This is a genomic window from Streptacidiphilus sp. MAP12-20 (assembly GCF_041262525.1).
Taxonomy (GTDB): domain Bacteria; phylum Actinomycetota; class Actinomycetes; order Streptomycetales; family Streptomycetaceae; genus Streptacidiphilus.
In genome coordinates this window covers 265,916-292,587 of the sequence record NZ_JBGCCK010000009.1, presented here as the reverse complement: position 1 = coordinate 292,587, position 26,672 = coordinate 265,916, and the positions used below count along the sequence as shown (strand labels likewise).

25 protein-coding genes and 1 pseudogene are annotated in these 26,672 nt (G+C 71.8%); 7 read left to right on the top strand and 19 right to left on the bottom strand.

The window, feature by feature from the left end; all coding sequences use genetic code 11:
- Positions 1–397, bottom strand: a pseudogene (locus ABIA32_RS15250) (proline dehydrogenase); the annotation flags it as partial.
- Between the two features lie 138 nt (positions 398–535).
- On the bottom strand, positions 536–2,164 hold the full coding sequence (gene pruA, locus ABIA32_RS15245; RefSeq protein WP_370095164.1) for an L-glutamate gamma-semialdehyde dehydrogenase: 1,629 nt from the start codon (positions 2,162–2,164) through the stop codon (positions 536–538).
- Between the two features lie 166 nt (positions 2,165–2,330).
- On the opposite strand from pruA, the gene ABIA32_RS15240 reads away from it, so the two are divergent.
- Positions 2,331–4,040 carry a PucR family transcriptional regulator gene (locus ABIA32_RS15240; protein WP_370095136.1) on the top strand — a complete coding sequence of 570 codons (1,710 nt, stop codon included), beginning with the start codon at positions 2,331–2,333 and terminating at the stop codon, positions 4,038–4,040.
- A gap of 256 nt (positions 4,041–4,296) precedes the next feature.
- Here ABIA32_RS15240 and ABIA32_RS15235 read toward each other — a convergent pair whose 3' ends face one another.
- The 3 genes from ABIA32_RS15235 to ABIA32_RS15225 form a co-directional block, all read right to left on the bottom strand.
- On the bottom strand, positions 4,297–5,010 hold the full coding sequence (locus ABIA32_RS15235) for an N-acyl homoserine lactonase family protein (protein WP_370095134.1): 714 nt from the start codon (positions 5,008–5,010) through the stop codon (positions 4,297–4,299).
- A complete protein-coding gene (locus ABIA32_RS15230) occupies positions 5,010–5,471 on the bottom strand; it encodes a GNAT family N-acetyltransferase (protein ID WP_370095132.1) in 462 nt (153 codons plus the stop codon). Before ABIA32_RS15230 ends, ABIA32_RS15235 begins: the two co-directional genes overlap by 1 nt.
- 83 nt (positions 5,472–5,554) lie before the next feature.
- A complete protein-coding gene (locus ABIA32_RS15225) occupies positions 5,555–6,703 on the bottom strand; it encodes a hypothetical protein (RefSeq protein WP_370095130.1) in 1,149 nt (382 codons plus the stop codon).
- A 155-nt stretch (positions 6,704–6,858) separates the two neighbouring features.
- Here ABIA32_RS15225 and ABIA32_RS15220 point away from each other — a divergent pair, with 155 nt between their 5' ends.
- Positions 6,859–7,758, top strand: a complete 900-nt coding sequence (locus ABIA32_RS15220) for a hypothetical protein (protein ID WP_370095128.1) — start codon at positions 6,859–6,861, stop codon at positions 7,756–7,758.
- Positions 7,759–7,771: 13 nt separating this feature from the next.
- Here the strand turns inward: ABIA32_RS15220 and ABIA32_RS15215 are convergent, their stop codons facing one another.
- Positions 7,772–8,635: a PhzF family phenazine biosynthesis protein gene (locus tag ABIA32_RS15215; RefSeq protein WP_370095126.1), complete on the bottom strand. Its 864-nt coding sequence runs from the start codon at positions 8,633–8,635 to the stop codon at positions 7,772–7,774.
- Positions 8,632–9,279, bottom strand: a complete 648-nt coding sequence (locus ABIA32_RS15210) for a TetR/AcrR family transcriptional regulator C-terminal domain-containing protein (RefSeq protein WP_370095124.1) — start codon at positions 9,277–9,279, stop codon at positions 8,632–8,634. The genes ABIA32_RS15215 and ABIA32_RS15210 overlap by 4 nt, the downstream gene beginning before the upstream one ends.
- Positions 9,280–9,371: 92 nt before the next feature.
- On the opposite strand from ABIA32_RS15210, the gene ABIA32_RS15205 reads away from it, so the two are divergent.
- Positions 9,372–10,868, top strand: coding sequence for an APC family permease (locus ABIA32_RS15205; RefSeq protein ID WP_370095122.1), 1,497 nt, complete (start codon positions 9,372–9,374; stop codon positions 10,866–10,868).
- Positions 10,869–11,138: 270 nt separating this feature from the next.
- Here the strand turns inward: ABIA32_RS15205 and ABIA32_RS15200 are convergent, their stop codons facing one another.
- The gene (locus ABIA32_RS15200) at positions 11,139–12,782 is read right to left on the bottom strand and encodes a hypothetical protein (RefSeq protein WP_370095120.1); all 1,644 of its coding nucleotides are present in this window, start codon (positions 12,780–12,782) and stop codon (positions 11,139–11,141) included.
- 242 nt (positions 12,783–13,024) lie between these two features.
- On the opposite strand from ABIA32_RS15200, the gene ABIA32_RS15195 reads away from it, so the two are divergent.
- Positions 13,025–14,317 (top strand): MFS transporter, encoded by a 1,293-nt coding sequence (locus tag ABIA32_RS15195; protein WP_370095118.1) that lies wholly within the window; start codon positions 13,025–13,027, stop codon positions 14,315–14,317.
- 254 nt (positions 14,318–14,571) lie between these two features.
- On the opposite strand, the gene ABIA32_RS15190 is transcribed toward ABIA32_RS15195, so the two are convergent.
- Entirely contained in the window at positions 14,572–15,075 is a 504-nt protein-coding gene (locus ABIA32_RS15190; protein ID WP_370095116.1) for a hypothetical protein, read from the bottom strand.
- A gap of 151 nt (positions 15,076–15,226) precedes the next feature.
- Here ABIA32_RS15190 and ABIA32_RS15185 point away from each other — a divergent pair, with 151 nt between their 5' ends.
- Entirely contained in the window at positions 15,227–15,925 is a 699-nt protein-coding gene (locus ABIA32_RS15185) for a C39 family peptidase (protein WP_370095114.1), read from the top strand.
- Positions 15,926–15,931: 6 nt separating this feature from the next.
- On the opposite strand, the gene ABIA32_RS15180 is transcribed toward ABIA32_RS15185, so the two are convergent.
- The 10 genes from ABIA32_RS15180 to ABIA32_RS15135 all read right to left on the bottom strand — a co-directional run bounded on the left by ABIA32_RS15180 (position 15,932) and on the right by ABIA32_RS15135 (position 24,829).
- A complete protein-coding gene (locus ABIA32_RS15180) occupies positions 15,932–17,014 on the bottom strand; it encodes a hypothetical protein (RefSeq protein ID WP_370095112.1) in 1,083 nt (360 codons plus the stop codon).
- A 160-nt stretch (positions 17,015–17,174) separates the two neighbouring features.
- Positions 17,175–17,462 carry a metal-sulfur cluster assembly factor gene (locus ABIA32_RS15175; protein ID WP_370095162.1) on the bottom strand — a complete coding sequence of 96 codons (288 nt, stop codon included), beginning with the start codon at positions 17,460–17,462 and terminating at the stop codon, positions 17,175–17,177.
- Positions 17,463–17,554: 92 nt separating this feature from the next.
- A complete protein-coding gene (sufU, locus tag ABIA32_RS15170; protein ID WP_370095110.1) occupies positions 17,555–18,010 on the bottom strand; it encodes a Fe-S cluster assembly sulfur transfer protein SufU in 456 nt (151 codons plus the stop codon).
- Positions 18,011–18,032: 22 nt separating this feature from the next.
- Positions 18,033–19,274, bottom strand: coding sequence for a cysteine desulfurase (locus ABIA32_RS15165; RefSeq protein ID WP_370095160.1), 1,242 nt, complete (start codon positions 19,272–19,274; stop codon positions 18,033–18,035).
- Between the two features lie 29 nt (positions 19,275–19,303).
- Positions 19,304–20,068: a Fe-S cluster assembly ATPase SufC gene (gene sufC, locus ABIA32_RS15160; RefSeq protein WP_370095108.1), complete on the bottom strand. Its 765-nt coding sequence runs from the start codon at positions 20,066–20,068 to the stop codon at positions 19,304–19,306.
- A 4-nt stretch (positions 20,069–20,072) separates the two neighbouring features.
- Positions 20,073–20,399: a non-heme iron oxygenase ferredoxin subunit gene (locus tag ABIA32_RS15155; protein ID WP_370095106.1), complete on the bottom strand. Its 327-nt coding sequence runs from the start codon at positions 20,397–20,399 to the stop codon at positions 20,073–20,075.
- Entirely contained in the window at positions 20,396–21,601 is a 1,206-nt protein-coding gene (sufD, locus tag ABIA32_RS15150; protein WP_370095104.1) for a Fe-S cluster assembly protein SufD, read from the bottom strand. Before sufD ends, ABIA32_RS15155 begins: the two co-directional genes overlap by 4 nt.
- A 58-nt stretch (positions 21,602–21,659) precedes the next feature.
- Positions 21,660–23,072: a Fe-S cluster assembly protein SufB gene (sufB, locus tag ABIA32_RS15145; protein WP_370095102.1), complete on the bottom strand. Its 1,413-nt coding sequence runs from the start codon at positions 23,070–23,072 to the stop codon at positions 21,660–21,662.
- Positions 23,069–23,896, bottom strand: a complete 828-nt coding sequence (locus ABIA32_RS15140; RefSeq protein ID WP_370095158.1) for a helix-turn-helix transcriptional regulator — start codon at positions 23,894–23,896, stop codon at positions 23,069–23,071. The genes sufB and ABIA32_RS15140 overlap by 4 nt, the downstream gene beginning before the upstream one ends.
- Before the next feature lie 96 nt (positions 23,897–23,992).
- Positions 23,993–24,829 carry a formate/nitrite transporter family protein gene (locus ABIA32_RS15135; RefSeq protein WP_370095100.1) on the bottom strand — a complete coding sequence of 279 codons (837 nt, stop codon included), beginning with the start codon at positions 24,827–24,829 and terminating at the stop codon, positions 23,993–23,995.
- 114 nt (positions 24,830–24,943) lie between these two features.
- On the opposite strand from ABIA32_RS15135, the gene ABIA32_RS15130 reads away from it, so the two are divergent.
- Together ABIA32_RS15130 and ABIA32_RS15125 are read left to right on the top strand one after the other, a co-directional pair.
- Positions 24,944–25,888, top strand: coding sequence for an ABC transporter ATP-binding protein (locus tag ABIA32_RS15130; protein WP_370095098.1), 945 nt, complete (start codon positions 24,944–24,946; stop codon positions 25,886–25,888).
- A gap of 41 nt (positions 25,889–25,929) precedes the next feature.
- Complete coding sequence (locus ABIA32_RS15125; protein ID WP_370095156.1) at positions 25,930–26,649, top strand: ABC transporter permease; 720 nt, start codon at positions 25,930–25,932, stop codon at positions 26,647–26,649.
- Positions 26,650–26,672 lie beyond the last annotated feature (23 nt).

Genomic DNA, 26,672 nt, shown 5'->3' with positions numbered 1-26,672 from the left:
TCACCGTCGTGCCCACGGCCGCCGCGGCCGCGCAGATGCGGCGGGCGTTCTCGAGGGCGACCTTCTCGCCTTCCTCGGGCAGGAACTGGCCCACCGCCGAGAGCTTGACCGAGACCTCGGCGCGGTCCGCCAGGCCGGTCTCGCCGAGCGCCGCCAGCAGGTGCTCGTAGGCCTCCGCCGTGGCCGCTGCCTGGGTGGCGTCGGCGGTGTCCTCGCCGAGGTGGTCGAGGGTGATCCGGCGGCCGGTGGCGATCAGCCGGTCGGTGACGGCGACGCCCTGGTCGAGGGTCTCACCGGCGACGAAGCGGTCCACGATGGCCCGGGTCGGCGGCAGTTGCTCGATGAGCTTGCGCGAGCGCGGGGAGCGGGAGGCGGCGAGGAGCGTGGTGCGGAGCATGTCAACCCCAGGGATGCGGGAGAAGTGACGGGGAGAGAAGAGCAGGCAGGCCCGGGCCGCGCCCCCGCTGAGGGGGTGAGGGGGCGCGGCGGATCGGCGGGCCGGAATGGGCCTGGCGGGGCCTGAGGGGTCCGGCCGTCAGGCCATGTGCGGGTAGCGGTAGTCCGTCGGCGGGACGAAGGTCTCCTTGACCGAGCGGGACGAGGTCCAGCGCAGCAGGTTCTGCGCGGCGCCGGCCTTGTCGTTCGTCCCGGAGGCGCGCCCGCCGCCGAAGGGCTGCTGGCCGACGACGGCCCCCGTCGGCTTGTCGTTGATGTAGAAGTTCCCGGCCGCGAAGCGCAGCTTCTCCATCGCGGCGGCGATGACCGTGCGGTCGGTGGCGAAGACGGCGCCGGTCAGACCGTAGGTGGAGACGGACTCCATCTGGTCCAGCATCGCGTCCCAGTCCTCGTCCGCGTAGACGTGGACGGCGAGGACCGGGCCGAAGTACTCCTCGCGGAAGTACTCCGCCGCCGGGTCGGCGCAGACCAGCACGGTCGGGCGGATGAAGTAACCCACCGAGTCGTCGAACGTGCCGCCCGCCAGGATCTCGACGTCCGGGTCGGCCGCGGCGCGCTCCAGCGCGGCGCGGTTCTTGGCGAAGGAGCGGGCGTCGATGACCGCGCCCATGAAGTTCGACAGGTCGCTGACGTCGCCCATGGTCAGCCACTCGACCTCGTCCCGCAGCCCGTCCTTGATCTGCGCCCACAGCGAGGCGGGGACGTAGGCGCGGGAGAGCGCCGAGCACTTCTGGCCCTGGAACTCGAAGGCCCCACGGGTCAGAGCGGTGGTCAGCGAGGCCGGGTCGGCGCTCGGGTGGGCGACCAGGAAGTCCTTGCCGCCAGTCTCGCCGACCAGGCGCGGGTAGCTGCGGTACGAGGCGATGTTCTCGCCGACCGTCTTCCACAGGTGCTGGAAGGTGACGGTCGAGCCGGTGAAGTGGATACCTGCCAGCTCCGGGCGCTTGAGCACGACGTCCGAGACGGCGAGGCCGTCGCCCGTCACCATGTTGATGACGCCGGCCGGCAGGCCGGCCTGCTCAAGCAGCTGCATCAACAGGTGCGCGGCGTACTGCTGGGTCGGGGACGGCTTCCACACCACCGTGTTGCCCATCAGCGCGGGCGCGGTGGGGAGGTTGCCGGCGATCGCGGTGAAGTTGAACGGCGTGATCGCGTAGACGAAGCCCTCCAGCGGGCGGTGGTCCGTGCGGTTCCACACGCCGGGCGAAGAGACCGGCTGCTCGGCGAGGATCTGCCGGGCGAAGTGCACGTTGAAGCGCCAGAAGTCGACCAGCTCGCAGGGGGTGTCGATCTCCGCCTGCTGCGCGGTCTTGGACTGGCCCAGCATGGTCGCAGCGGCCAGCGTCTCGCGCCAGGGGCCCGCCAGCAGGTCGGCGGCGCGCAGGAAGACCGCCGCGCGGTCGTCGAAGGAGAGCGCGCGCCACGCCGGACCGGCCGCCAGCGCGGCCTCGACCGCGTCGCGGGCGTCGTCCTGGGTGGCGTTGCGCATGGTGCCCAGCACGGCCGCGTGGCGGTGCGGCTGGACGACGTCGATCGGCTCGCCGCCGCCCAGCCGGTGCTCGCCGCCGATGGTCATGGTGAGCTCGACCGGCGACTGCGCGCCGAGCCGCTTCAGCTCCGCCTCGAGCCGCACCCGTTCGGCGCTGCCCGGCGCGTAGCTGTGGACCGGCTCGTTCACCGGCGTGGGAATCTGGGTCACAGCGTCCAACACGCGCGTGCTCCTCGTTGAGCTCAGATACATCCCGGACGCAGACATCCCTGATACGGATACGGTGATTCGTACGGGTGGGTCCGGAAACGCGGTTCTCGCGTCGGCACTCACGCTAGGCCCCGACGGCGGAGCTCCTCTTTGTCCGGTCGCATAAGATCTGGGCATGGAGCATGTCGGGTCGGACAACCCCGAGGAGCGTCACCCGTTCGCCCTCGCTCAGGCCAGTGGTTTCAGCGCGGGCCTCTCCGGTATCACCCTGCGCCAGCTGCTGATGTCACTGGGCGAGCCGGTCGTGGAGCTCCAGTGCGCCCCGTCCGGGCTGGACGTGGAGGCGGTCGACGTCGCGCTGCTCGATCCCGAGGACCCGCCGGAGGCCCGCGCAGGCGAGCTGGTGCTGGCGATCGGTGTGCGCGGCCGCGCCGCGATCCCGGCGCTGCGGGCCGCCGCGCGGGCGGGCGCGGCGGCGGTGGCGGTGCGGATCGACTCCGCGGCACAACGCGAGACGCTGCGCGACTTCGCCGAGCAGGCGGGTATCGCGCTGCTGTCGGTGCGCCGCGAGGTGCGCTGGGAGCACCTCGACGCGCTCGCCCGCGCCGCGCTCGGCAGCGGACGCACGCTCCCGGTCGGCGAGGGCGCGGAGGAGGGCGACCTGTTCGCGCTCGCGCAGACGACCGCCGTGCTCACCGGCGGCATCGTCAGCATCGAGGACACCGCCAACCGCATCCTCGCCTACTCCCGCTCCGCGGACTCCGACGAGATCGACGACCTGCGGCGGCTGACGATCCTGGGCTGGCAGGGCCCCGAGCCCTACCTCTCCAAGCTGCGCGAGTGGGGCGTCTTCCAGCAGCTGCGCGCCGGGGACGCGGTGGTCTCCATCGACGAGCACCCGGAGCTGGGGCTGCGCCGCCGCCTCGTCGTGGCGATCCGCTCCGGCGAGCGGCAGCTGGGCACGATCTGGGTCCAGGAGGGCGCGACGCCGCTCGCCGAGCGGGCGGACCAGGCGCTGCTGGGCGCGGCGCGGGTCGCCGCGCTGCAGCTGATGCGGCGGCGCCGGGAGGTCAGCTCGGAGCTGAGACTCACTCAGAATCTGCTCTCCGGCGTGCTCCAGGGCACGACCGCAGCCCAGTCGCTGGCCAGTCACCTCGGCCTGGACGCGAAGCGCCCGGCCGCGGTGCTCGGCTTCGCGCTGCCCGGCTCGGACGAGCTGCACCGCAAGGAGACGCTGAGCCTGATGGCGGTGCACGCCGCCGCCCGCCACCGCAGCGCGCTGGTCGCGGCGGCGGACGAGCGGGTCTACGTGCTGCTGCCCGAACTGCCGCGCGGCATCGCGTCCGCGACGCTGATCGGCTGGGCCCGTGAACTCGCCGACGCCGCGACCCGCCACCTCGCCGCGCCGACCGTCACGGGCGCGCCGACCTCACCTGGCGCACCGGGCGCCACGCTCGTCCACGGCGCGGTCGGCTCATTCGCCCCCGGCCTGCCGGGCACCGCCGCGTCCCGCCGCGAGGCGGACCGCATCCTCGACGCGATGGCCTCCGGCCAGGTCGACGCCCAGGTGGCCGACCTCGCTCAGGTCCAGGCCCAAGTCCTGCTGGCGGAGACGCTCGCCCTGCTCGCCGCCGCACCCTCCGTCCGCGACCCCCGGCTCAACGCGTTGCTCGCCCACGACGCGGAGCACGGCGGCCAACTGGCCGCCTCGGTCCTCGCCTGGCTCGACGCCTTCGGCGACGTCCGCGCGGCCGCGGCGGCCCTGCACATCCACCCCAACACCCTGCGCTACCGGGTCCGACGTGCGGAGCAGCTCACCTCCCTGGACCTCTCCCGCCCGGAGGAACGGCTCCTCGCCATGCTCCAACTCCGCCTCCCCACCTGAGCCGCGCCGCGCGCCCACCGCGCGCCCACCGCGCGCCCACCGGACACCCGCCGGACGCCGGCTCGCGCCTGCGAGGTGCGCATCGTGCGGGCGACCCCGGGCACGGGTGGCAGCGACGGGTCTCTGCCTTCTTCGGGCAGCCGGGTCCGGCTGCTACGGCAGCAGCTGCACCGCGTCGCCCGTGGTCGGGGCGGTGGGCCCGCTCGCCTGCCCCGAGGCGGCCACCTCGCCTCCGCGCAAGGGGCCGCGGCGCCCCTCAGGCCGGTGGCTCCCACACCGCGCAGTCGTGGGCGAACAGCACCCGCCTCGGGTCGAGGTCCAGTATCCGCTCCAGCCACGGCGGGACCGGCGGCAGCGGCTGCGCGGCGCCGTCGGCCGCGGCCCGGTGGGCGAGCTGGTCGGCGGTGAAGTGGGAGGCGAAGTCGTGTGCCTGGCCCGCCAGTACGACGGTGCCGTCGGGCCGGCGGACCGCCAGCGACTGGTGGCCGGCCGTGTGACCGGGGGTCGGGATGATCCACACGCCCGGCCTCACTTCGGCCTCGCCGTCCAGCTCGGCGTAGGTCGCGCCGGGGAAGTCCACCAGCCCCTCGGCGGTGTAGCCCTCCCCGCGCGCGGCAGCCAGCTCCGTCGTCTGCACCAGGATCGGCGTGCGCGCCAACGCGGGGTTGCCGCCGCAGTGGTCGAAGTGGAGGTGACAGTTGGCGACGAGAGAGATGTCGGCGAGCCGGACGCCCGCGTCCGCGAGCGCCGCCTCCAACGGACGCCGATGCGGGCGGTAGTGCGCATCCGTCTCGGGACCGGCGTCGCCGATGCCCGTGTCGAAGAGGATCAGACCGTCGTCGCGGCGGACCAGATAGGCCAGGACCGGCTCCACCCGTGGCTGCGGCCCGCCCACCTCCTCGGCCGGCCGGACGAAGTAGCCCAGGTCCAGCCGCCTGACCGTCGTGCCATTGCCCCCGCCGCCGGTCATCAGGCGAGCCGCAGCGTCAGGTACGGGACGGTGTCCCCCTCCAGCACATAGCGCTCGACCTCCACGAAGCCGTGGCGCTCCGCGAAGCGCAGGCCGTCCGTATTGGAGGCGAGGACCACCGTTTCGATCGTCTCGGCGCCGACACTCCCGGCGGCTGCGACCAGGGCTCTGGCGTGGTCGAGGCCGCGCAGGTAAAGCTCGGTGCCGAAGCCCTGGTTCCGGTGGGCCGGCAGGATCCGCGCGATCACCGTGGCCGCCGGGTCCTCGGCCGTGGGCGGGCGGACCGTCGAGCAGCCCACCGGAGCGTCGCCGAGGTAGACGACCTCGAGCCGGTGGCGTCCGGAGCGTTCACGCACCTCGTCGAGAGAGAGCGGATGCGTCGGGATGATCGCGTTGTGGACGTACCGCCAGTCCTCAAGACTGGCCTCGTCGTTCACCTGCTCGATGAGAAGATCGGTCATTCCCCCAGCCAAGCCGCACCCGCCCGGCGCGTCAATCGACTTACCGGTCAGCGGTCGGCGGCAGTCGAAGACAGCGGTCGGGGTCAGCGACCCGCGTGCCAGGCGCGCCAGAGGTCCAGCCAGGTGTCGCGGCCCTGGCGGCGGAGCTCGTGCAGCAGCCGGGCCTCCTCGGGCGAGCGCGGGCGGCCGGTCTTCGGAGCGTGGAACTGGTACCAGTCGGCGCGCCAAGCCCGTTGGGCGGCGAGGCTGGAGACCTCGCTCTCGAAGGCCGTGTAGCGGATGCTCTCCTCCACCGCTGCACGGCCCGCCAGGGAGTCGGGGAACCAGTCCACCGCCGAGGCCAGCGAGGTCATCTGGTTGATCATCGCGGTCACCGCCTCGTTCGCCTCCTCGTGGTCCTCGCCCGCGAGCTTCATCTGCTGGCGCACGGCGCTCTCCCACAGCTCCCCCCAGCGACCCATCTCGCTGCGCGGCGTACGTGGCACGCGATGTTCGCGCACCGCCGACTCGGTCCGCAGCGCGCTCGCCACACAGAACTCGATCAGCTGCCGATGCGCCGTCAGGCCCAGGGCCTGTTCCGCCGACCCGGTCGGCTCCGGACGTCCGGCCCCCGGCTCGCCTTCCCGGCGCCGACGACGCAGCAGCAGGGCGCTGAGCAGTTGCTGCCGCCCGTGCGCGTAGGGAGCCAGGTCGTCGACGGCGCGGAGCGCGACACGATCGGGCTCGACGCCCCGGCCGGTGACCGTGAGCACCACCCCGCCCGTCTCGGGCCGCAGCCGGGCCGCCCACAGCGGGCCCTCCCGGCGCAGCAGCCCCGCGACCGGCACCCCGTCGACCGGGATCAGGATCTCCCCCTCGGCGACCGGTCCGACCGGGCCGGACTCGTCGATGCCCGCGTGGGTGAACAGCCGGTCCCGCTCGTCCTCGACAAGTTCGCCGAGGCCGTACTCCATCTCCGTCGCGTGCGCCTGCGCCTCCGCCGTGACGACGAGCAGCCACGGTCCCCCGACCGCGAAGGGGTCGCCGTGGCAGAGGACGACCTTGGCGAGCGAGCCGTTCGTGAGCTGCCACTCGGTCAGCGCCGGTGCGGGCAGCAGCGGCGCGGTCGGGGCGTAGACGGGGAACCGGCCGCGCCCCAGGGTGTTCAGGTCGGCCTGGACCGACTGCCGCCACATGTCCTCGGGGCTCTCGAACCCCCCGTGATCACCGCCCGCACCGCCGACATGCCTCACCGCGCCTCCCCTTCTGTCGCGCGGTCCCACCCTACGGACCCTCAGGATGGCTACGCACCATGCTCTCCGTTACCCGTACGCCGTTCGGTTGACGCCTCCGGGCCGACTGCGCAGGTCTCCCTCTGGGTGAGGGCTCGGCGTCGCACGGTCTGAACATGACGCTTTCTCGACTCGTCCGTCGACTCCTCACCGCCACCGTGCTGACAGCGGCGCTGCTCCCACCTGCCGCGCATGCCGACGCGTCCACGCGCAGCCCCGACCCGTACCACTGCACGGCGCCCGCCCACGTCGGCATCGGCATCGGCAGCGGCATCGGGATCGCCCTCGACTGGCCGCACGGCCCGGTCCCTCCGGGGACGCCGCAGGCGCTCGGCATCCACATCACCAACTTCACCGGCGTGCCCACGCCGGACCCGACGCTCGTCGTCGTGCACAACTTCGTGCCGAACACCTTCACCGCCCCACCGGGAATCACCCTGACCGACTTCTCCACCGGGGTCTCCTTCACCATTCCTGCCGGGATTTCGGCGGGCGCGACCTTCAGCACCTCGGTGACGGTCAAGCTGGGCGCCTCGATCCCGCCGAACACGACCGAGCACTGCGACGTCACCGCCTTCAGCGGCGCGGACCAGGCCGCGGCCGCGGCCGCGTACGACGTGGTCACCGGCGATCCGGTGGTGCACGTCGAGGCGGCCGTGCTGCCGGCTACCGGCAAGCCGGGGCAGACGATCCCGCTCCAGGTGGTCTTCGGCAACGCGGGCCCCTCGAACGAGTACGCGGGCCCGGCGGTTTTCACCTTCAAAGCGCCCGCGCACACCACCTGGGCCACCCCGTCGGGCTACCGCTGCACCCCGGACGCCGCGGCGACCACGCTCACCTGCACCTACCCCGGTGCCCCGCTGACCTGGCGCAACGAGCTGGAGCAGCTCCCCCTCAGCATCAGCCCCGGCGTCCACCCCGGCGACACCCTCACCGGCGGCTGCATCACCGGCACGGACCCGTTCGACCCGGAGACCTTCCACGGCGCGGACTTCGACGTGAAGGTGACGGCCTGACGGTGTCCGCGCGTCACGGCAGCAGGAGCGTCGGGCCGACCAGAGCGGTGCCGCCGACCCGGACGAGCGGAGGAAGTCCAGGGTCGGCAGCGGCCGTGACGGTGGCAGGGCTGCCGAGCGAGTCGCCCATGTCCACGCTGATGCCCTCGCACGCGTGAAGTACGGCGGCCAGGCAGGCGGTGCTGTTCGCGTTGGCGATGTCCTCGGGCACACCGATCGCCGGCGCGAACATCCGTGCCGCGAAACGGCGTTCGCCGCCCGGCAGGGCGGCGTAGACGTAGCAGCCGAGCAGGCCGAGCCGCAGGCACGCGTCGCGCAGTGCGGGGAAGTCCGGTGCCAGGGCATCGAGTTCGGACCGGCCGGAGACGGCGATCAGCATGCGCGGCCGCCCGAGCGTCGCGACGGCCACGGCATCGGGCCGCCCCGGAAGGCCGAGAGCGCTCCCGATCAGGTCCACCTCCGACGCGACCGGCACCCGCAGCTCGACCCTCCCCGCCTCGAACTCGGCGGCCGTCAGGTCTCCCTGGCGCTCCGCCTGCCCCGCGATCCCACGGCCGTTGCCGGTCTCGAGTACGGCCCGGTAGCGCGTTCCCCCGGACCGCTCCGCGAGGAACGCGAGCGCCGCAACCGTCCCGTGGCCGCAGGCAGGCAGCTCGCCCTCGGCAGTGAAGAAGCGCAGCGAGACCGCCGCAGCGCCGCGCCGCCCCTCGTCCACGAAGACCGCGTGCGAGGCGCCCGCCAGGCCGGGGATCCGCCGACGCTCCTCGTCCGTCAGACCCCGGCCGCCGGGCTCCGTGAGGACGGCGGTCGGGCTCCCGCCGCCCCCGTCGCGCAGGCAGGCCCGCACCAGCGTGACCGACAAGGCCGCCAGGTTCACGACGCGCCTCCCGCCGCGCCCGCCCGCCCCGCGACGCCGTCGAGGAGCAGCCGCAGGGCCAGCTCGAAGCCGCGCCCGTCCAGGCCCGGCGCGCCCCCGCCGCGGGCGAAGGAGCCGTCCAGCGCGTCGGCCAGCGCCGGGTACGCCGGGCGATACGCCTCCGGTGTGCGGGTGAAGCCGGCGGTGAACGTCTCCAGCGCCGAGCCGAGGACGAGGTAGTCCAGCGCCGCCGCCGTCTCCGCCGCGTCGGCGGGCCCGAGGCCGGCCCGTCCGAGCAGCGCCAGCAGGGCGTCGTAGCCGCGCAGCGCACGGTCCGCCTCGACGCGGCGGCGGGCCAGCAGCGCGATCGTGTTCGGGTGCCGCAGGAAGACCGCGCGGTAGCCGCGCGTGTACGCGGCGAGTCCGGTCCGCCAATCGGGGTCGGCCAGCGGGGTGTGGTCGATCTCCTCGTTGACGAGCTCGGAGACCGCGTCGACCAGCGCGTCCTTGTTGTCGACGTGGTTGTAGAGCGAGGCGGCCTTGACCCCGAGCCGCTCCGCCAGTGCGCGCATGGTGAGGCCGTCCGCGCCCAGCTCGTCCACCACCTCCAGCGCCACGACAGCGATCCGCTCCCGGGTCAGCAGCGCCTTGCTCGGTCGGCCCACTCCACATTCCCCTCTTCCGCTCACCGCTCTCGGCGGCTATCGTGCCAGACCAACAGCAGTAACTAACTAAGTTAGTTTTTGGAGGCGACGCCGTGACCGACACCGACCAGCGCGACAGCGCTCGGCTGGAAGCCCTCGGCTACCGCCAGGAGCTCAGACGCAGCCTGAACATTCTCGGCAACATTTCCATGGGCTTCGCCGTCGTCTCCCCCGTCGTGGGACTCTACGCCGCGGCCCAGGTCGGCATGAGCGTGGCCGGCGCCGCCTGGATCTGGGCACTGCCGATCTGCCTGCTCGGGCAGTCCCTCGTCGTCGCCGTCTACTCCGAGCTGGCCTCGCAGTGGCCGCTGGCCGGCGGCGCGTACCAGTGGAGCCGGCGCCTGGCGAGCCCCGCCTTCGCCTGGCTCAGCGGCTGGATGTGGCAGTTCGCGGTGATGTTCGGCAACACGACCGTCGCCTACCTCGCCTCGCCCTGGGTCTTCGCACTCTTCGGCGCGGTGCCGACGCCGACCCAACAGGTGCTGGTCTCGGTCGGCTTCATGTTCTTCTGCACGCTGGTCAACGCCTACGGCATCAACTTCCTGCGCTGGTTCGTCAGTCTCGGCATCGCCGCCGAGGGGATCGCGTCCGTCCTGGTCGGGCTCTCGCTGCTGCTGATCTTCCGGCAGCACGGCTTCTCGCTGCTGACGGACTTCCTCGGCGCGCCCGCCGGGCTCGGCGTCAGCGACCTGAACGCGTTCCTCGCCGCCGTGGCCGTCGCCGGCTGGGCGTTCATCGGTTTCGACGCCTGCGTCTCCACCGCCGAGGAGACCAAGGACGCGGCCCGTCAGGTGCCGAAGGCCATGTGGTGGTCGCTGCTCAGCGTCGGCCTGGTCGTCATGCTCAACGCCGTCTCGGTCGAGCTCGCCCACCCCAACCCCGCCGACGTCGTCAGCGGCAAGGACCTGGACCCGGTCACCACCGCGGTCGTCGGCGCGTTCGGCGGCTGGGCGGACAAGCCCTTTGTGATCGTGGTGCTGATCAGCTTCACCGCCTGCCTGATGGCCTCCCAGGGCGGCGCGGCACGCGGGCTCTACTCGCTGGCCCGCGACGACGTCTTCCCGTTCTCGAAGCAGGTCCGCAAGGTCAACAAGCACAAGGCACCCATCGGCGGCCTCATCGCCGCGACGGTGATCAGCTGCGCCGCGCTGCCGCTGGGCCTGAGCACCTCCGCGATGGGCAGCCTGATCACCTTCGGCAGCGCGGCGACCTTCGTGCCGTTCTTCCTGCTCAGCGTCGTCGCCCTGGTGGCGCGGGTGCGCGGCACCTGGCAGCCGGCGGGCGCGGTCCGCTACGGCCGCCTCGGCACGCCGCTCAACGCGCTCGCGGTGCTGTGGACGGGCTTCGAGGTGGTCAACATCTGCTGGCCGCGCAGCATCCTCGCCCCGGCCGGAGCCCCCTGGTACCAGATCTGGGCCGCGCTGCTGGGCGTCGGCGTCGTCACCGTGGCCGGCGTCGGCTACCTCCTGATCCGCCGCCCCCACCGCCGCATGCACGCCGCCGACCAGGACCGCCCGATCGGCGACGAGCTCGCCCCCGCCGTGATCTGACGCTCCGCTCCCGGCGCCGACCGGGCGCGCCGCGACCATCCGGACCGGACCGGGCCTACCGCCGGGTGCCGCAGTACGGGCGCAACGCCGCCCCATGCGGCACCTCGACGCGGCACGACGCGCACGCGTCCGCCTGCGCGAGCAGACGGCCACAGCCGGGGCACTTCGGCACGCCGGACCTTCCGCGCGTACAAGCGATCGGCGCGCGGGCCAGGAGGCTGCCCCGGGGCAGTGGTCGGGCAGACCCGGGGCAGCCCTCCGGCGGAGCCGTCAGCGGCCCTGGGACTTGGCCTTGAACGCGGCCTTGCGGGCCTGCTTGGCCACCGACTTGTCCGGGTGGAGCTCGCCGACCGCCTCCAGCACCGCGCGGGTGTAGGTGTGGTCGACCCGCCACAGCTCCTCGAAGAAGCTGTCCGAGCCGTCCGGACCCGGCAGCATCTCGACCAGCTCGCGCATGGCCTCCGCCTGGCCGCCGGTGTCGATCAGCTGCGCGGCCAGCGCGTCGACCGTCGTCCACAGCACGACCGCTCGGGCCGGCAACGGCAGGTCCGTCGCGCCGCGCTCGGTCAGCCAGGCGCCGGCGATGCCGGCCAGCTCCGGGTCGCCGAGCGCGTCGCGCGCGGCGGACTCGGCGGGCTCGCCGAGGTGACGCAGCGCCACCTGGCAGTACAGCCTGCGGACCGGGGCCACCAGGTCGTCGCCGCGGGCGGCGGCCAGCAGCTCGGTGGCCGCGGAGAGGGTCTCGCGGCCGGCCAGCCACTCGACGATCTCCTGCTCGGGCAGCACGTTGGGCGACTCGCAGATGCCGCGCAGCAGTTCGATCGCGTCGCCCTGGGCGTGCGCGCCGATCAGCGGGGCGTCGTAGCCGTCCTCCAGCAACCATTCGCGCACGCCGAAGACGCCGAGCTCGGTCAGCCGGACATGGCCGAAGCGCTCCACGTCCTCGTCGTCCAGCTCGATCTCGCCCAGTTCGTCCGTGTCGGCCTCCTCGAAGAGGCTCGGATCGATCGGGCGGTAGTCGAGCATGCCGAGGTCGGCCAGGTCCTGAAGCATCGGGTCGAGCAGCACCATGGTTTCGGTGATCTCACCCAGCAGTTCGTCCGTCGGGTCCTCGCCCTCGGGCACGACCAGCAGAGCGGCGAGCACGCCGAGCGGCAGCGTCTGCTCGGTCTCGGTCGGCGCAAAGGCGCGCGTCTCGTAGAGGACTTGGAGGGCGTCGTCCAGCAGGCCCTGGGCCTCCTCGCGAGCCTCCTCCAGACGCGCGTAGTCCTCCTCGGACTCGTCCTCCTCCTCGTCGGCTCCGGCCGTGGCCTCCACGGCTTCGTCCTCGTCCTCGTCCTCGTCCGCCTCGGCGACGATGTCGTCGATGGCCGCCTCGACGGCCGTCCCCGCGATCACGGAGGCGGCGGTCAGCCAGGTGTCGAGGACGATCTCGGGGTCGCCCTCGTCCAGTCGGGCCAGCTCCGGACCGGCGAGGCCGCGCTCCGGCGCGTCCGCGCCCTCCTTGGCCGACTCCAGGACGACCAGCTCCAGGTCGACGGCGAGGGCCCAGGCGCGCTCGATCTCGCCGACCTCCTCGGTGTCGACGCCGAGCGCGGCGGCCGCGGCGGCGGCCTGCTCCTCGGGCAGCTCGCCCCACTCGTCCACCGGCTTGCCTTCGCCGACCCACCGGGCCAGGCCGACGGCCTGCGCGAGCAGCGGCGAGGCGAGCGCGGCGGCGGCCAGCGCCTCGGGCTCCGCCAGCCGGACCGGCGGGACCAGGATCATTTCGTCGTCCGCGTCGTCGCCCGCGTCCGGGTCGCCGGGGTACTCGTCACCGGCGGCGGTGGCGCCGTAGAGCGTCTCCAGGTCGAGGTCCGCGGGCAGGGGCAGCCCCTCACCGGCGGTGCTGTCCTTACGACTACGCGCTGCCATGATCCGACCTGTCTCTCGTTCGCCCGAAACCGCCGCGGAACCGCTCCTGAGCCGAGGGTAGTCCCTGGTGGGCCCGGCCGTCGTTTCCCTTGACAGTCGACCAGCACGTATCCTCCGCGAGGCTGATGTGCACCACCCTCGCGCTGACGCTCCGCACATCCCCCGCACGCACGCTCCACCCGGACCTCGCCGGCACACCCCCGCCGGACCGCCCGGAGCCCTGACGCCAGGAGACCCCTGCCATGGCGGAACTCACCCCTGCCGGAACACGCCTGACCGAGGCGCTGCTCCCGCCCGAGCTCGCCCCACGCGAGCGCCTGCGCACGCCGGCCCTGAGCCGGTGGAACGCGCTGCGCGGCGTCCGGGTCGGCCTGACCGTCGCGGTGCTGCTGCTCCTGCTGACCGGCGCCAACCTGGCGACGCCCCTTTACCCCGCGCTCCAGGCCCGGCTCGGCCTGACCCCGGTGGACACGACGCTGCTCTTCACCGTCTACGTCTTCGCGCTCGTCCCCGTGCTCGCCGCCGTCGGCCACTGGTCCGACCAGCTGGGCCGCCGGGCGCTGGTGCTGCCCGCCGTCGCCCTCGCCGCGGCCGGGGACGCGGTCTTCGCCACCGCCGGCAGCCTCGGCCAGCTGGCCCTCGGCCGCGCCGTGCAGGGGCTGGCCGTCGGCCTGGCCACCGGCGCGGCGGGCGCGGCGCTCGCCGACCTGCTCCCCGACCGCCCCTCGCTCGCCGCGAAGCTGACGCTCGCCGCGTCAGCGGGCGGCGTGGCGCTCGGCCCGCTGCTGGGCGCGGCACTGGCGCGCGGCGCGGACCCGATGGCTACTCCTTTCGCCGTGCACGCGATCGCCCTGCTGGCGCTCTGCGTCCCGCTGGCGCTGCTGCATCCGCGCTCCCCCGGCCACCACGCGGTCGCGCTGCCGTCCCGGATCAGCCTGCGCCCGCGCGCCCTGAGCCTGCCGCGACGCGGCCGGGCGGCGTTCCTGCTGGCAGCGGCGGCGGGCTTTGTCTCCTACGCGGTCTTCGGCGTCTACCTGAGCCTCGCCCCCGGCTACGCCGCCCTGCTGCTGCACACCCACAACCCGCTCGGCGGCGCGGGCGTGGCGGCGCTGCTGCTCGGCTCATCCGCGGTGGCGCAGCTGCTGGCCCGTCCCACGAGGTCACGGATGGTGCCAGCGCTGGGCATGACCGGCCTCGCGCTCGGCCTGGGCCTGGTGGTCCTGGCAGGCGGCGCGCAGTCGCCGACGCTGCTGTTCGTCGGCAGCGTACTGGCCGGCGGCTCCCAGGGGCTGGCCTTCCGAGCCCTCTTCACGACCGCGACCGCGGCGATGGAACCGGAGCGCCGCGCCTCGCAACTGAGCGCGCTCTGGGTGGTGGTCTACATGGGCAGCTCCCTGCCGATCATCGCGGTGGGCTTCCTCGCTCGCGCGCACGGCATCCTCCCCGCCGTCAGCACGTTCGCCGCCGTGGCGGCGACCGCGTGCATCGGCCTGGCGGCGGCGTCACTCCGCATATCGGCCTCCCCGGGACGCTGAACGCCGTGCGGGCGGAGTGGGCATGCCGATCCCACTAGGACAGAAACTGTCCTCATCGCGACCTAGCGTCGAGGCCCTGGAGCGGTAGGTCACGACTGAGGGGACGTTGCACCTCCAGGGGCGCGGGGAGCTGCGCGAAGAACCCCCCTGTGCGGATGGCCCTGGTCGTTCGGGGGCTCACCACCTCGGTGGCTTGTCGCGCACGCAGCTAATCGAGCAGAGCCTCGCGCGCCCAGCGAGCTGCAACGGTCCCTTCAGCGGTCTGTCTCTCGCCGTTTCCCTCGACGTGACGGGCCGGGCGGCAGCTCAGGGGCGGGCGGCGGGGCCGGCGGCGCGTCAGTGCGCTGGATCACGTCGCCGCGCACGACCCAGGGGCGGTCGTGCCGCCAGGCCAGGCCCGCGCGGCGCTCCGCTGCCATCCGGGCGCGGATCACCAGGAGGTCGACGGCCGCGATCACGGCCAGCAGCGCGCAGAGGGAGGCGAAGCCGGTGAAGGTGTTGCGGCCCGTCACGTCCCCCGGCTTCGCGTTCGCCGCCATGAAGCCGAACAGCGCCGCACCGGCCAGGTAGACCGGCCCGAAGATCGCCGCGAGCAGCCGCCGCGCCGGGAGATCGCTGAGCGCGGTGCTCGGCTCGGTGCCGGTCCGCTCGCGGCGGGGGCGCGTGCGGCGCGCAGGCCCGGTCGGTCCCCCGACCGGCACGGGGGACGTGATCGCTCTGCGGCCCGGAAGGTTGGCCCGGCCGACGCCGAAGCGCATGTGCCGCCTCCTGTCCGGTCCCTACCCGCCGTTCGTGGGCCCCGAACGCGTCGCGGTCCAGCTTCCCGAAATCCCAGCAGTAACGTTTCCGCTCGGCTGTGCCATCGAAGGTTATGCGTCCGCTCACCACCGAACAGAGATGAGCTTCTGCATGCGCATGACCCTTCGCACCTCCCGCCTCCGTCGCGGCATCCAGGCCGCCGCCGCGACCGCCGTCGCCTTCGCCGCGCTCGGCGCGGCCGCCGTCCCCGCCCAGGCAGCACCCGGGCGGGCGAACGTGCCGATGTACCGTCAGCAGTACGCCGACGACTGCGAGGCCACCTCGCTCCGGATGGTCCTCGCGTACCACGGCCACCACCTGACGGACTGGCAGATCCTGACGCAGATCGGCATCGACTGGGCCCACCCGCACGCCGGCTACTCGGGCCCCACCTCCGGCGACCCCTACCGGGCCTTCGTCGGGAACCCGAACGGCTCGGAGTCGCGCAACACCGGCTTCGGCGTCTACTACCCGCGCATCGCCGCGGTCGCGACGGCCAATCACCTGAATGTGCTCTACAGCGGGATGAACCTCGCCCCGGCCCAGCTCTACAAGGATCTGGCCGCCGGGCACCAGGCCGTGGTCTGGATCGACTACCTCTACCGCGCCAAGCCGTCGAGCTACTACCGCGCCTGGGACGGCCGTCGGATCCTCTATGCCGGCCCCGCCGAGCACGCGATCGTGCTCACCGGTGTCACGACCAACGGCGTCTACGTCAACGACCCGGCCCGCGGCTCCTACTGGCTTCGCAAGTCCACCTTCGAGGCCGGCTACTGGACCTACCACGACATGGCCGTCGTCATAGCCTGACGAGGGTCAGCGCTGCCCCGCCGGCTGGCGGTCCTGCGGCCGACGTGGCGGAATGGGCGCGGCGGCGAAGTCCCTCGGCCCGCTCCACAGCGCGGGCACGGCGTCGCCCCAGCGACAGAGCTCGTAGGCGATCGACTCGTAGTTCACCCGCCACCCGCGGAAGTGCACCCAGGCCTCCTCGACGGACCGCTCCTTCGCGAAGCCGCTCACGCTGATCATCGCCACGGCCGCGTCGAACTCGGCGTACGTCAGCCGGATCGGCGCGTTGGGCTCGGGGTCGGGGTCGAAGGGGATCCGCAGCGTGCGCGCGATGTCGCGCAGGGAGGTGAAGCCTGCCCGCAGGACGAGGCGGGCCTCGGGCGGCGCGGACTTGGGGGCGATGGCCATCTGGATCGCGGCGGCGTCCAGCACGGCGAGCAGGCTGACGATCCAGCTCCGCTGCGGCTTGGGCGAGCGGAAGGAGAGGAGCAGGGGGTAGCTGGAGTGGCTCTCGCCGATGTCGGCGGCGAGCCGCTCCCAGTCCCGGTAGAGGGCGGGCAGCGCGGTCTGGGTGTCGACGAGCCACTGCCGCGCCAGCAGCTCCGGCCCCCAGGCGGGCTCCCCGGCCCGGGACTCCAGCAGGGTGACCTCGGTCTCGCGGCGGTTGTAGGCGCCGTAGAGGGTCGGCAGGTAGGCGATCTGCAGGGCGATGACGAGGGGACCGCTGGCGGCGGCGAGGAAGTCCAGCCCGGAGAGACGCAGGCGCTCCCCGCTGGCGAAGCCGAGGGTGAACAGGCTCGACCCGGCCTCGCGCAGGGCGCTGCTCCATCCGAGATCGGAGAGCCCGCCGAGCAGCATGGCGTAGGCGACGAGCATCCCGCCGAGCCAGGAGGTGAGCATCCCCATCAGTACGAGCGGAGCGAGCCACGCCTGCGCGCGATCCATGGCGCGGTAACTGCCGAAGGGCGTGGCGGAGAGCCGCAGGCCGAAGCGGATGCTTCGGGTCAGCCGGGAGACCAAGGCGGAGTACAACCCTCGCGGCACGACGAGCGTGCGCAGCACACTGCTGACAATGATGACCAGCAACAACGCACCGGCTACAACGAACATCCACCTCATAGATCACATTGTGTTGCAAAACCCAGGGGCGCGAGGAACTGCGCGGGCAACCACCGTGTGCGGATGGCCCTGAACATCGAGGGCTCTACCTCATTCGGTGGATTGTCACGCAATTCCTCGCGCCCCTGAGAAGGTGCAAGTGAACCTTCGATCAGACGTTGAAGCCCAGCGCGCGCAGCTGGTCGCGGCCGTCGTCGGTGATCTTGTCAGGGCCCCACGGCGGCATCCAGACCCAGTTGATCCGCAGGTCCGACACCAGACCGTCGGTCGCCGTACGCGCCTGGTCCTCGATGACGTCAGTCAACGGGCAGGCCGCCGAGGTCAGCGTCATGTCGATGGTGGCCACGTCCGACTCGTCCACGTGGACGCCGTAGATCAGGCCCAGGTTGACCACGTCGATGCCCAGCTCCGGGTCGACGACGTCCAACAGGGCCTCCATGAGGTCCTCGACGGCGACGCTGCCCTTGCTGACCGACTCGAACGTCGCAGACTCCTCCGCAGCGGCAGCCGCCGGAGTCTCGGTCGTCTCACTCATGCGCTCTCCTTGACGGGCGCTTCCGCCAGGGCCTTCGCCGTGGCGTCCTTCCAGGCCATCCAGCTCAGCAGCGCGCACTTCACGCGCGCCGGGTACTTGGAGACGCCGGCGAACGCGACCGCATCCTCCAGCACCTCCTCGTCGCCGGCCTGCTGGCCCTTGGACTGCATCAGCTCCAGGAAGGCCTCCTGGATCCGCTGGGCCTCGCCCAGCTCCTTGCCGACGAGCAGTTCGTTCAGCACGGACGCACTGGCCTGGCTGATCGAACAGCCCTGGCCCTCGTACGACACGTCGACGAGCACACCGCCGTCGAGCTTCACGCGCAGCGTGATCTCGTCCCCACAGGTGGGGTTCACGTGGTGCACCTCGGCGTCGCCGTCGCGCAGGCCGCGCCCGTGCGGGTGCTTGTAGTGGTCCAGGATGATGTCCTGGTACAGCGAGTCGAGCTTCATCGCGCCGCCGCTCCCTTTCCGACTAACCGAAGAAAGCGCGGACGTGGTGCAGCCCGTCGATGAGGGCGTCCACCTCCGCCTCCGTGGAGTACAGGTAGAACGACGCCCGCGTGGTCGCTGGAATTCCGTACCGGAGGCAGACCGGACGCGCGCAGTGGTGGCCGACGCGCACGGCGACGCCCTGCTCGTCCAGCACCTGGCCCACGTCGTGCGGGTGAATGTCGCCCAGGGTGAAGGAGATCGCCGCCGCGCGGTCCTCGGCCGTGTCCGGGCCGATGATCCGCAGGTCGGGGACCTCGTGCAGCCGGTTCATCGCGTACTCGGTGATCCGGTGTTCGTGCGCCCAGATCGCGTCCATGCCGACGCCGTTCAGGTACTCGATCGCCGCGCCCAGACCGACCGCCTGCGCGATCGGCGGGGTGCCCGCCTCGAACTTGTGCGGCGCGGGCGCGTACGTCGACGACTGCATGGAGACGGTCTCGATCATCTCGCCGCCGCCCAGGAACGGCGGGAGGTCCTCCAGCAGCTCCTGCCGGCCCCAGAGCACGCCGATCCCCGTGGGGGCCAGCATCTTGTGGCCGGTGAAGGCGACGAAGTCGGCCTCCAGCGCCTGCACGTCCAGCGGCATGTGCGGAGCGGCCTGCGAGGCGTCGATGACGACCAGCGCGCCCACGTCCTGCGCGCGCCGAACGATCGCCTCGACCGGGTTGACCGTGCCCAGGATGTTGGAGACCAGCACGAACGAGACGACCTTGGTCTTCTCGGTGATGATCTCGTCGATGTTGGACAGGTCGAGACGGCCGTCGTCGGTCAGCCCGAACCACTTCAGCTTCGCGCCGGTGCGCTGCGCCAGCAGCTGCCACGGGACGATGTTGGAGTGATGCTCCATCTCCGTGATCACGATCTCGGAGTCGGCGTCCACCCGGTAGGGCTCCTCGGCCCAGCCGAGCATGTTGGCGACCAGGTTCAGCGACTCGGACGCGTTCTTGGTGAACACGACCTCGTCACGGCTCGGCGCGTTGATGAACGACGCGACCGCGTCCCGCGCGCCCTCGTACAGCGCCGTGGCCTCCTCGGCGAGCGTGTGCACGCCGCGGTGGACGTTGGCGTTGTGCAGCTCGTAGTAGGCCGTCAGCGCGTCCAGGACCTGCTTCGGCTTCTGCGAGGTCGCCGCGTTGTCCAGGTAGATCAGCGGCTTGCCGTTTGGCAGCACGCGCTGCAGGACCGGGAAGTCCTTGCGGATCGCGTCGACGTCCAGGCTCAGGGAGAGGTCGAGACCTCGGGGGGTATGGATCACTCTGCTGCGCCGCCCTTCACGTACTCCTCGTAGCCGTTCTCCTCCAGCTTGTCCGCGAGCTCGGGACCGCCGGAGGCGACGATCCTGCCGTTCGCGAAGACGTGGACGAAGTCCGGCTTGATGTAGCGCAGGATGCGCGTGTAGTGGGTGATCAGCAGGGTGCCGACCTCGCCGGTCTCGCGCACGCGGTTGACGCCCTCGGAGACGACGCGCAGTGCGTCGACGTCCAGGCCGGAGTCGGTCTCGTCGAGGATCGCGATCTTCGGCTTGAGCAGCTCCATCTGGAGGATCTCGTGGCGCTTCTTCTCACCGCCGGAGAAGCCCTCGTTGACGTTGCGCTCGGCGAAGGCCGGGTCCATCTGGAGCTCGGACATGGCCTCCTTGACCTCCTTCACCCAGGTGCGCAGCTTGGGGGCCTCACCGCGGATCGCGGTGGCGGAGGTGCGCAGGAAGTTGGAGACCGAGACGCCGGGGACCTCGACCGGGTACTGCATGGCCAGGAAGACACCGGCGCGGGCGCGCTCGTCGACCGTCATGGCCAGCACGTCCTCACCATCGAGCAGCACCTCGCCGCTGGTGATGGTGTACTTCGGGTGGCCGGCCAGCGAGTAGGCCAGGGTGGACTTGCCGGAGCCGTTCGGGCCCATGATGGCGTGCGTCTCGCCCTGCTTGACGGTGAGGTCGACGCCCTTCAGGATCTCGCGCGGGCCGTTCTCGGCCTCGACGGAGACGTGCAGGTCGCGGATTTCAAGCGTTGCCATGGACTCAGGACTCCTGGGTGACGGAGACGAGCACATCGTCCCCTTCGATCTTTACGGGGTACACGGGGACGGGCCGGGTGGCCGGAAGGCCCGAGGGCTTGCCGGTGCGCAGGTCGAAGCGCGAGCCGTGGAGCCAGCACTCGATGGTGCAGTCATCCACCTCGCCCTCCGAGAGCGACACGTTGGCGTGCGAGCAGATGTCGTTGATGGCGAAGATCTCGCCCTCCGTCGACACCAGCGACACAGCTATGCCGCCGACCTCGACCCGCTTGGGGGTGTCGGCCTCCAGCTCGCTGAGCGCGGCGACGCGCACGAAACCGTTGCTCGTCATCCGACCGTCGCCTCCAGCTCGGCGTCGATCTTCTCGATCAGACGCTCCTGGAGCTCCGGCAGGCCGATTTGCTGGACCAGCTCGGCGAAGAAGCCGCGCACGACCAGGCGGCGCGCCTCGTCGGCGGGGATGCCACGGGACTGCAGGTAGAAGAGCTGCTCGTCGTCGAAGCGGCCGGTGGCGGAGGCGTGGCCCGCGCCGACGATCTCGCCGGTCTCGATCTCCAGGTTCGGGATCGAGTCGACCCGCGCGCCGTCGGTGAGCAGCAGGTTGCGGTTGAGCTCGTAGGTGTCGGTGCCCTCGGCCTCGGCGCGGATCAGCACGTCGCCGACCCAGACCGCGTGCGCGTCCTGGCCCTGGAGCGCGCCCTTGTAGGCGACGTTCGAGCGGCAGTGCGGCGTGTCGTGGTCGACGAAGAGGCGGTGCTCCAGGTGCTGGCCGGCGTCGGCGAAGTAGAGGCCGTAGAGCTCGGCCTCGCCGCCGGTGCCGCCGTAGATCACGCGCGGGTGCAGGCGCACGACGTCGCCGCCGAAGGTGACGATGACCGACTTGAAGGTCGCGTCGCGGCCGACCAGCGCGGTGTGCTGGGCGACGTGGACGGCGGTGTCCTCCCAGTCCTGGACCGAGACGACGGTCAGCTTGGCGCCGTCGCCGATCAGGTACTCGACGTTGGCGGCGAGCACGGCGTCGCCGGTGTGCTCGATGACCACCACGGCCTCGGCGAAGGCGCCGACCTCGATCACCTGGTGGCCGTAGGCGACGCCGCCCTGGCCGTGGATGGTGATCCGGACCGGCTCGGTGAGCTGGGCGTTCTTCGGGATCGAGACCAGCCCGGCCCGTTCGAAGCTGCTGAACGCCTGCGCGGCGACGCGGTCGACCGGCTTGCCGGCCGCGCCCACCCGGGCGTCGTCGCGGCCGACGGCGGTGACGAGGACACCCTCGGGGGCGGTCACGTCGACCTTGATCGCGCCGGAGGTGGCCTCGGCGCTGCCGTCGTGCAGGCCCTTCAGGCGGTGCAGCGGCGTGAACCGCCAGTTCTCCTCGCGGCCGCCCGGGATCGGGAAGTCGGCGACGTCGTAGGAGGCGATCGCCTCGTTGCGGGCGTCGGCCGGCTGCGCGGCGGAGAACTCGCCGGGCACACCGGCGACCTGGATCGAGCCGGAGGTGGTGGACCCTCCGGGGGTCGTGGTGACGTCAGCCATGGCTGTCGTGCTACTCGCTTTCTAGTGAGATCAACTGGCAGAGCGTGGGGCGTCGGGGTCAGCCGACAGCGCCCTCCATCTGCAGCTCGATCAGCCGGTTGAGCTCCAGGGCGTACTCCATCGGCAGCTCCTTGGCGATCGGCTCCACGAAACCGCGGACGATCATCGCCATGGCCTCGAACTCGGTGAGTCCGCGGCTCATCAGGTAGAAGAGCTGGTCGTCGGAGACCTTGGAGACCGTCGCCTCGTGGCCCATGGAGACGTCGTCCTCGCGGACGTCGACGTAGGGGTAGGTGTCGGAGCGGGAGATCGTGTCCACCAGCAGGGCGTCACAGAGCACGTTGGACTTGGCGCCCTTGGAGCCCTCGCCGATCTCGATCAGGCCGCGGTAGCTGGTGCGGCCGCCGCCTCGCGCCACCGACTTGGAGACGATGTTGGAGGAGGTGTTGGGCGCCATGTGGACCATCTTGGCCCCGGCGTCCTGGTGCTGGCCCGCGCCGGCGAAGGCGATGGAGAGCGTCTCGCCCTTGGCGTGCTCGCCCATCAGGTAGACGGCCGGGTACTTCATGGTGACCTTGGAACCGATGTTGCCGTCGACCCACTCCATGGTCGCGCCCTCGTACGCCACGGCGCGCTTGGTGACCAGGTTGTAGACGTTGTTCGACCAGTTCTGGATCGTCGTGTAGCGGCAGCGGCCGCCCTTCTTCACGATGATCTCGACGACGGCGCTGTGCAGCGAGTCCGAGGAGTAGATCGGGGCGGTGCAGCCCTCGACGTAGTGGACGTAGGCGTCCTCGTCGACGATGATCAGCGTCCGCTCGAACTGGCCCATGTTCTCGGTGTTGATCCGGAAGTAGGCCTGCAGCGGGATCTCGACGTGCACGCCCTTCGGCACGTAGATGAACGAGCCACCGGACCAGACCGCGGAGTTCAGCGAGGCGAACTTGTTGTCGCCGACCGGGATGACGGTGCCGAAGTACTCCTGGAACAGCTCAGGGTGCTCCTTAAGCGCGGTGTCGGTGTCCAGGAAGATGACTCCCTGCGCCTCGAGCTCCTTGTTGATCTGGTGGTAGACCACCTCGGACTCGTACTGAGCGGCGACACCGGCGACCAGGCGCTGCTTCTCCGCCTCCGGGATGCCCAGCTTGTCGTAGGTGTTCTTGATGTCCTCGGGCAGGTCCTCCCAGGACTCCGCCTGCTTCTCCGTCGACCGGACGAAGTACTTGATGTTGTCGAAGTCGATGCCGGAGAGGTCGGAGCCCCAGGTCGGCATGGGCTTCTTGTCGAACAGCTTCAGGCCCTTGAGACGCAGCTTGAGCATCCACTCGGGCTCGGACTTCTTCGCCGAGATGTCACGGACGACGTCCTCGTTCAGACCGCGCTTGGCCGCGGCACCGGCGGCGTCGGAGTCGGCCCAGCCGAATTCGTACGTGCCCAGGCCCTCGAGCTCCGGGTGAGCGGTGGTGGTCATGCGGGGTTCCTCCCGGATGCGGCGGCGTCGTCAGTGGTGCGGGTGTCGGTCGAACGTGTGGTGGTCTCAGTGAGCTGAGTGGTCTCAGCGGTCTCGGCGCCCTGGCGCTCCTGCGTGCAGCCAGCGGGCTGACTGGCCCGGGGCACGAAGGTGGTGCAGACACCGTCGCCGTGGGCGATGGTGGCCAGGCGCTGCACGTGAGTGCCCAGCAGCTGCGAGAAGACCTCGGTCTCGGCCTCGCAGAACTGCGGGAACTGCTCGGCGATGTGGGCCACCGGGCAGTGGTGCTGGCAGAGCTGCTCGCCGAGCGGCGCGCTGCGCACGGTGGCAGCGTAGCCGTCCTGGCTGAGCGCTCCGGCCAGCGCCCGGGCCTTGGTCGGGGTGTCCGCGCAGTCGTCCATGGAGCCGGCGTAGCGCTCGGCGTCCCGGGCGAGGCGGGCCCGGGCGAAGGCGGCCAGCGCCTCCTTGCCCTTCTCGCCGCCGCCGACGGCCTCGGCCAGGAAGCTCAGCGCGTCGGCGGCGAGCTGGTCGTAGGCCTGGTAGAAGGTGCTGCGGCCGGAGTCGGTGAGCAGGAAGACGCGGGCGGGGCGGCCGCGGCCGCGGTGGCCGTAGACCTTTTGCTCGCGACTGGTCACCAGACCGGCGGCGGTCAGGGCGTCGAGGTGGCGGCGCACGGCGGCCTGGGTCAGGCCGAGGCGCTCGGCCAGGTCGGCCGCGCTGGAGGGGCCGTGGTCGAGGATCGAGCGGGCGACCCGGTCGCGCGAGGACGTGACGAAGACCGGCGCGGAGGCGGTCGCTTCGACCGCCTCGCGTCCCTCCGCCATCTCGCGCACGTATTTCACAACACCATTGTTGCGTAATTCCTCCCGAAGGAACAAGCGCCGCTGGTCAGCCTCGGAAGTGCGCTCCATCACTAAGGGTTACCTAATCAACGCGTCGATCTTGCTCTCCGCGGCGGTCCCCGCAGTAGCCTCAGGCGCCTGCGCGGCGGGGCGGGGCCGCCGCCCGAGTGCCCAGTACGCCGCACCGACCAACAGCCCGCCGCCGACGATATTCCCGGGCACGACGAACACCAGATTCCGCAGCAATTGGGTGAATCCCGCGCTGCCGTCGAAGATCGCCATGGCGTAGACGGCCATATTGGCCACGCAGTGCTCGAAGCCGATCGCGACGAAGGCCAGCACCGGCAGCCACAGCACCAGCGTCTTCGAGGCGTCCCCGCTCGCCCGGGTGAACATCCACACCGCGAGGCAGACCAGGAAGTTGCAGAGCACCCCGCGCCAGAACAGCTCACCGCCCGACAGCGCGTTCTTCCCGTGCACCGTCTCGGCCAGCATCGCGTGCGCCTGCGGGGTCGCGATCACCCCGGAGGCGTGCACCATCGCGCCGAAGGCGAAGGCCCCGGCGAGGTTGCCGAGCAGCGAGAACGACCAGCTGCCGACCAGGTCCTTCACTCCGGTCCGGCCGGTGAGCGCACCGATCAGCATCACCATCACGTTGCTGGTGAACAGCTGCGCGCCGGCGAACATCACGATCGTCAGCGCGAGCGGGAAGACCGCGCCCTCGACCAGCTTCGCCCAGGCCGAGTGGCCCTCGACGAGCGGGGAGACGGCGACGATCAGCAGGATCTCGCCAATCCCGATGAAGGCGCCCGCCAGCATGGAGGAGATCACCATGCGAAGGGGATCCCGGAGTTCCTCGGCCTTGTGAACGGCCGAGTCGGCGGTGGCGTCGAGGTTCCTCGCGATACTGATCACTCCTTCGACGCTAGACGCGGTCGCGTCTCCGCGAACCCGGCGATGGCCCCGAATCCGCCGGGACCTCCGCCCCCAATCGGTTCGCGGCGGGCGGGGGTTCGTAGACTCGTCCGCATGCATGAGCAAGCCGCCGCCGCTCCGATCCCCGCGGTTGAAATTCGAGGCCTGAGGAAGCGCTACGGCGGCAAGACCGCCGTGGACGGCCTGGACCTCACCGTCCGCCGCGGCACGCTGACCGCCGTACTCGGCCCCAACGGTGCGGGCAAGACCACCACCATCGAGACCTGCGAGGGCTACCGCCGCCCCGACGCCGGCACCGTTCGCGTCCTCGGCCTCGACCCGGTCACCGAAGCCGCCGCGCTGCGGCCCCGGATCGGCGTCATGCTCCAGTCCGGCGGCGTCTACCCGGGCGCGCGGGCGATGGAGATGCTGCGGCACACCGCGCGCCTGCACGCGCACCCGCTCGACGTGGACGAGCTGGCCGACCGCCTCGGCCTCAGCTCCTGCGGCCGCACCGTCTACCGCCGCCTCTCCGGCGGCCAGCAGCAGCGGCTCGCCCTGGCGATGGCCGTGGTCGGCCGCCCGGAACTGGTCTTCCTCGACGAGCCGACGGCCGGCCTCGACCCGCAGGCCCGCCGCGCCACCTGGGACCTGGTCCGCGACCTGAGGCGGGACGGCGTCAGCATCGTGCTCACCACCCACCACATGGACGAGGCGGAGCAGCTCGCCGACGACGTCGCGATCGTCGACGCGGGCCGCGTCATCGCTCAGGGCAGCCCGGAGGAGCTGTGCCGGGGCGGCGCGGGCAACACCCTGCGTTTCCAAGGCCGCGCGGGCCTGGACCTCGGCACCCTGCTCAAGGCCCTGCCGGACGACTGCACCGCCGCCGAGCTGACGCCGGGCAGCTATCTGATCGCCGGCCCGGTCGACCCGCAGCTGCTGGCGACCGTGACCAGCTGGTGCGCCCAGTCCGGCGTGATGCCGGAGAACCTGTCGGTCGAACGCCGCACCCTCGAAGACGTGTTCCTCGACCTCACCGGACGGGACCTGCGCTCGTGACCACCTTTACCCCCCAGCCGGGAGCCGCCCCTCTCGGCCGCATGCTGCGCGCCCAGACCGGCCTGGAGACGAAGCTCCTGCTCCGCAACGGCGAACAGCTGCTGCTCACGATCATCATCCCGAGCGTGCTGCTGGTCCTGTTCAGCGCCGTCGACATCGTGGCCGTCACCGGCCCCGGCAAACGAGTGGACTTCCTCGCCCCGGGCCTGCTGGCACTGGCGATCATGTCCACGGCCTTCACCGGCCAGGCGATCGCCACGGGCTTCGAGCGCCGCTACGGCGTGTTGAAGCGGCTGGGCGCGAGCCCGCTGCCGCGCTGGGCACTGATGACGGCGAAGACGGGCAGCGTCCTGGTGACGGAGCTCCTCCAGGTCGCCCTCCTCTGCGCCATCGCCTTCGCCCTCGGCTGGCACCCGCACGGCAACCCCCTGGCCGTCCTCCTGCTCCTCGTTGCGGGCACCGCCGCCTTCTCCGGCCTCGGCCTCCTGATGGCGGGAACCTTGAAGGCCGAGGCCACGCTGGCAGCGGCCAACCTCGTCTTCATCCTCCTGCTGCTCGCGGGCGGCGTGATCGTCCCCCTCTCGAAGTTCCCCGCCGCGGTCCGCCCCGCCCTGGAGGCCCTCCCGATCAGCGCCCTCTCCGACGGCCTGCGCGCGGTGCTCCAGCAGGGCGCGGCGATGCCCTGGTCCGACCTCGGCATCCTCGCCGCCTGGGCCGGCATCGGCCTGGCTGCGGCGGCGCGGTTCTTCCGCTGGGAGTGAACACCCGTTCGCGGGGAATGACG